The organism is Mesorhizobium sp. M7A.F.Ca.CA.004.04.2.1 (assembly GCF_004022825.1).
GTDB lineage: Bacteria > Pseudomonadota > Alphaproteobacteria > Rhizobiales > Rhizobiaceae > Mesorhizobium.
The window spans coordinates 1-3594 of sequence record NZ_RZPH01000631.1; the positions used below are offsets into that span (position 1 = coordinate 1).

Here is a 3594-nt window from a genome sequence, read left to right on the forward strand (position 1 = left end):
CGCCCATCATCTCGGCATGGTCCGAGGTCAGAACGATGATGGTGTCGTCCCACGCGCCTGCGGCCTTAACCGCTTTCCAGACGCAGCCGAGTTGCGCATCGACCTCGGAAATCATGCCGTAATAGATCGCGCGGATGCGGCGAAAATCGTCATCGCTCCAGTCGTGCACCTTGCCTCTGGCGTCTGGGCGGAATTTTATCTGTTTCTGCCGGCCGAGATCATAGGCAAGATAGGGATGGTTTTCCGCCTCTTCGTGCCAGCTTGCCGCGCGCCGGAAGGCCGGGCTGTCAGCCGGATCGTACATCGTGTTGTAGGGCTCCGGCACAATGAAAGGCGGGTGCGGGCTGATGAAGGAAAGATGCGCGAACCACGGCGTGGCGTCCTCCTGTTCGCCAAGCCAACGCGTGAATTCGCCGGTCAGGAAAGCCGCCGGCGTTTGTTGCCCGGAGTAGACGGGCGGCGCGTTGCTGATGGTCCCGGCCACGCCGTCGGCCAGCGGACGGTGGATGTCGGGGGACCCGGCGCTGGCGTCGACACCTTGCAGTTCCAGCCAGGATAGCCATTGCTTCTGGTGCTCGGGCAGCAACTGGCGCACCGTAAAGCCCGGCAGCACGCCTTCATAGCTTTGCAGCCGCGGATCGCCCGGCGCCAGCAGGCGCGGATCGAGCGAGACGTCGGTGTAGCCGAACAGCGTCGGATCATAGCCCAGGGCGCGAGCCGAGAGCGCGATGTTGCCGTGGCGAGCGTCGAGCGGCGTGCCGTTGCGGCAGACGCGGTTGTTCATCTGGTAGAGGCCGGTGTAGAGGCAGGCGCGAGCGGGCGAACAGGGTGCCGCGCCGCCATAGTGCCGCTTGAACAGCACACCCTCCGCGGCCAAAGCGTCGGTATTGGGCGTCTGCACGACCGGATGGCCGGCTGCGGACAGACAATCGCCACGCCACTGATCGCATGTGATCAGGAGAATGTTGGGCCGCCTGGCTTTTCCAGTCACTCACGATACCTTTTTCGCGGGATGTCGAACGCCGTTCATGGAACCGAATTCCGGCCACGGCGCAAGCCCGACTCTGCGGGCCAATTGGTGAACGAACCTTGTTCCATCGTTCACTTTTACGACACAGTCCATTCTGTGTTTGCCGCCTTTGCCTAAACTGCTCTGGTCCTCATATTGGCGTGGACAGCGGCGAGGGCCGCACATGCACCAAGGAAGGAGCAAGACAATGCTCGACCAGATCAAGGGCCTGCATCACGTCACATCGATGGCCAGGGATGCCCGCCAGAACAACGAATTCTTCACCAGGAAACTCGGCCAGCGCCGGGTCAAGAAGACCGTCAATTTCGACGCGCCCGACGTCTACCACCTCTATTACGGTGACGAGACCGGCACGCCGGGTTCGGTGATGACCTATTTCCCTTTCCCCGATATAGGCAAGGGCCGGCATGGGGTCGGGGAAGTCGGAACCACCGTCTACTCGGTGCCGGAAGGCACGCTTGGCTATTGGGAAAGCCGTTTTGCCGATGAGGGCGTCACCGGCCTGTCGCGCGAAGAGACCTTCGGCGAGAAGCGCCTGGCTTTTGCCGGACCGGATGGTGACGGCTTCGCGCTGGTCGAGGGCAAGGGTGACGGCAGAGCACCCTGGGCGAAAGGCGGTGTTCCGGTCGACCAGGCGATCCGCGGTTTACATTCGGTATCGCTCAGGCTGAAGGATGGCGGCGCCACCGAGGAGCTGCTGAAGTTCATGGGCTATGAGGAAGTCGACAAGTCCGGCAATCTCAGGCGGCTGGCGGTGAAGAACGGCAATGGCGCCGACGTCATCGACATCGAATCGCTGCCGAGCACGGCCTTCGCCGATCTCGGTGCCGGCTCTGTCCATCACGTCGCCTTCGCGGTCGAGAACCGCGCCAGGCAGCTCGAGGTACGCAAGGCGTTGATGGACACCGGTTATGGGGTGACGCCGGTGATCGATCGCGACTACTTCTGGGCGATCTATTTCCGCACACCGGGTGGCGTGCTGTTCGAAGTCGCCACCAACGAGCCGGGTTTCGATCGCGACGAGGATACCGCTCATCTGGGCGAGGCGCTGAAGCTGCCGTCGCAGCACCAGCACCTGCGGCCGTATCTGGAACAGCATCTGCAGAGACTGGAAGGCTGAGGTCATGAGCAAGGACGCTTACATCTACAAGCTGCTGCCCGGTTCGCCGGGTGGTCCATTGCTGTTCGTCTTCCATGGCACTGGAGGCGATGAGAGCCAGCTTCTGTCGCTGGGGCGCGATCTCGCGCCCCAGGCAACCATTATCTCGCCGCGCGGCGATGTGTCCGAACAAGGTGCTGCGCGCTTCTTCCGCCGCACCGGCGAGGGCGTCTACGACATGGAGGATCTGGCACGGGCGACGATCAGGATGGCGGGCTTCGTCAAGGCCCATGTCGAAGCAGCGAAGCCATCGGCCGTGCTGGGTCTCGGCTATTCCAACGGCGCCAATGTCCTGGCCTCGGTGGTGTTCGCGGTTCCAGCCCTGTTCGACGCGTCGGTGCTGATGCATCCGCTGATCCCGTTCGAGCCGCAGGTGAAGGGCAGTCTCGCCGGCCGCCATATTCTGATGACCGCCGGCAAGCGCGATCCGATCTGCCCGCCGAACCTGACCACGCGGCTCGAGGCCTATTTGCGTGCCGACGGCGCCGATGTCACAGTGGAATGGCACGATGGCGGGCACGAGGTGCGGCCAAACGAGATCGAGGCGGCACGGCGGTTCTTTGCCGATGCTGCCCAAGGAGCATAGCGATGCCTGACCAACTGCCTGAGATCGAACTTGAGGATCGCGGTTCCAAGGGCCGCTATGTCCTGCGTGGACCCGATGGCGCAGAGGCCGAGATGACCTTCACCAAGATCGGTGAGCACCAGATCATCATCGACCACACCGAAGTGCCGGACGTCTTTCGCGGCCAGGGTGCCGGGCTTCGCCTCGTCACCCGCGCCGTCGAGGATGCGCGTGCGGCGGGTAAGAAGATCATCCCGCTCTGCCCGTTCGCCAACGCCCAGTTCCGCCGCCATCAGGAATGGGCCGACGTGCTGAAGCGGTAGGGATTTCGTTGCCTGAAACGTTGCGGCAAGCGGCTGCCATCCTCCCGGGGCGGTCTGGCATTTGCGCGGGTGGCGCATCCTGCCTAAGTAGGTATGGTATATCTCAGCCGCCGCCGACAAACGAACCGAATGATCCCCTATGACCGAAACCGATCTCGTTCCCGTCTTCGACGGCCACAATGATACGTTGCTCAGACTCTATCAGTCGAAAGACACGGACGTCGAAAAGCTGTTCATCGAGGGGAAATCGGGCGGCCATATCGACCTGCCGCGCGCGAAAGCCGGCGGCTTCGCCGGGGGCATGTTCGCCATCTTTCCGCCACCTGTCGAGAAATCCAGGCGCGGCGCCGTGCCCCTGGCGCCGAGCGCCGCCGAACCGCTGCCCCCCGAGGTTCCGCGCAATGAGGCGCTGACCTCGACCATCGCGATGGCCTCGATCCTGTTCAGGCTGGAACGGGCCGGAGCGCTCACCGTCTGCCGCAGCGCCGGCGATGTGCGCGGTGCCATGGCGAAAGGC

5 protein-coding genes are annotated in these 3594 nt (G+C 63.5%); 4 read left to right on the forward strand and 1 reads right to left on the reverse strand.

Annotated elements, in window-relative coordinates:
- Positions 1–991 (reverse strand): sulfatase-like hydrolase/transferase (locus EN893_RS24125; protein WP_164901063.1); only part of this gene is annotated, 991 nt, incomplete at its 3' end.
- Positions 992–1217: 226 nt separating this feature from the next.
- Here EN893_RS24125 and EN893_RS24130 point away from each other — a divergent pair.
- The 4 genes from EN893_RS24130 to EN893_RS24145 all read left to right on the forward strand — a co-directional run.
- On the forward strand, positions 1218–2150 hold the full coding sequence (locus EN893_RS24130; protein ID WP_127268952.1) for a VOC family protein: 933 nt from the start codon (positions 1218–1220) through the stop codon (positions 2148–2150).
- 4 nt (positions 2151–2154) lie between these two features.
- Positions 2155–2775, forward strand: a complete 621-nt coding sequence (locus tag EN893_RS24135) for an alpha/beta hydrolase (protein WP_127268953.1) — start codon at positions 2155–2157, stop codon at positions 2773–2775.
- A gap of 2 nt (positions 2776–2777) precedes the next feature.
- Complete coding sequence (locus EN893_RS24140; RefSeq protein ID WP_013529296.1) at positions 2778–3077, forward strand: GNAT family N-acetyltransferase; 300 nt, start codon at positions 2778–2780, stop codon at positions 3075–3077.
- A 139-nt stretch (positions 3078–3216) separates the two neighbouring features.
- Positions 3217–3594: membrane dipeptidase (locus EN893_RS24145; RefSeq protein ID WP_206640164.1), on the forward strand; the 378-nt coding region annotated here is incomplete at its 3' end.

Excerpts from the sequence above, each read along its gene's own strand:
- EN893_RS24140 (WP_013529296.1), top strand. The coding sequence starts at position 2,778 with ATGCCTGACCAACTGCCTGAGATCGAACTTGAGGATCGCGGTTCCAAG.
- EN893_RS24130 (WP_127268952.1), top strand. The coding sequence starts at position 1,218 with ATGCTCGACCAGATCAAGGGCCTGCATCACGTCACATCGATGGCCAGG.
- EN893_RS24135 (WP_127268953.1), top strand. The coding sequence starts at position 2,155 with ATGAGCAAGGACGCTTACATCTACAAGCTGCTGCCCGGTTCGCCGGGT.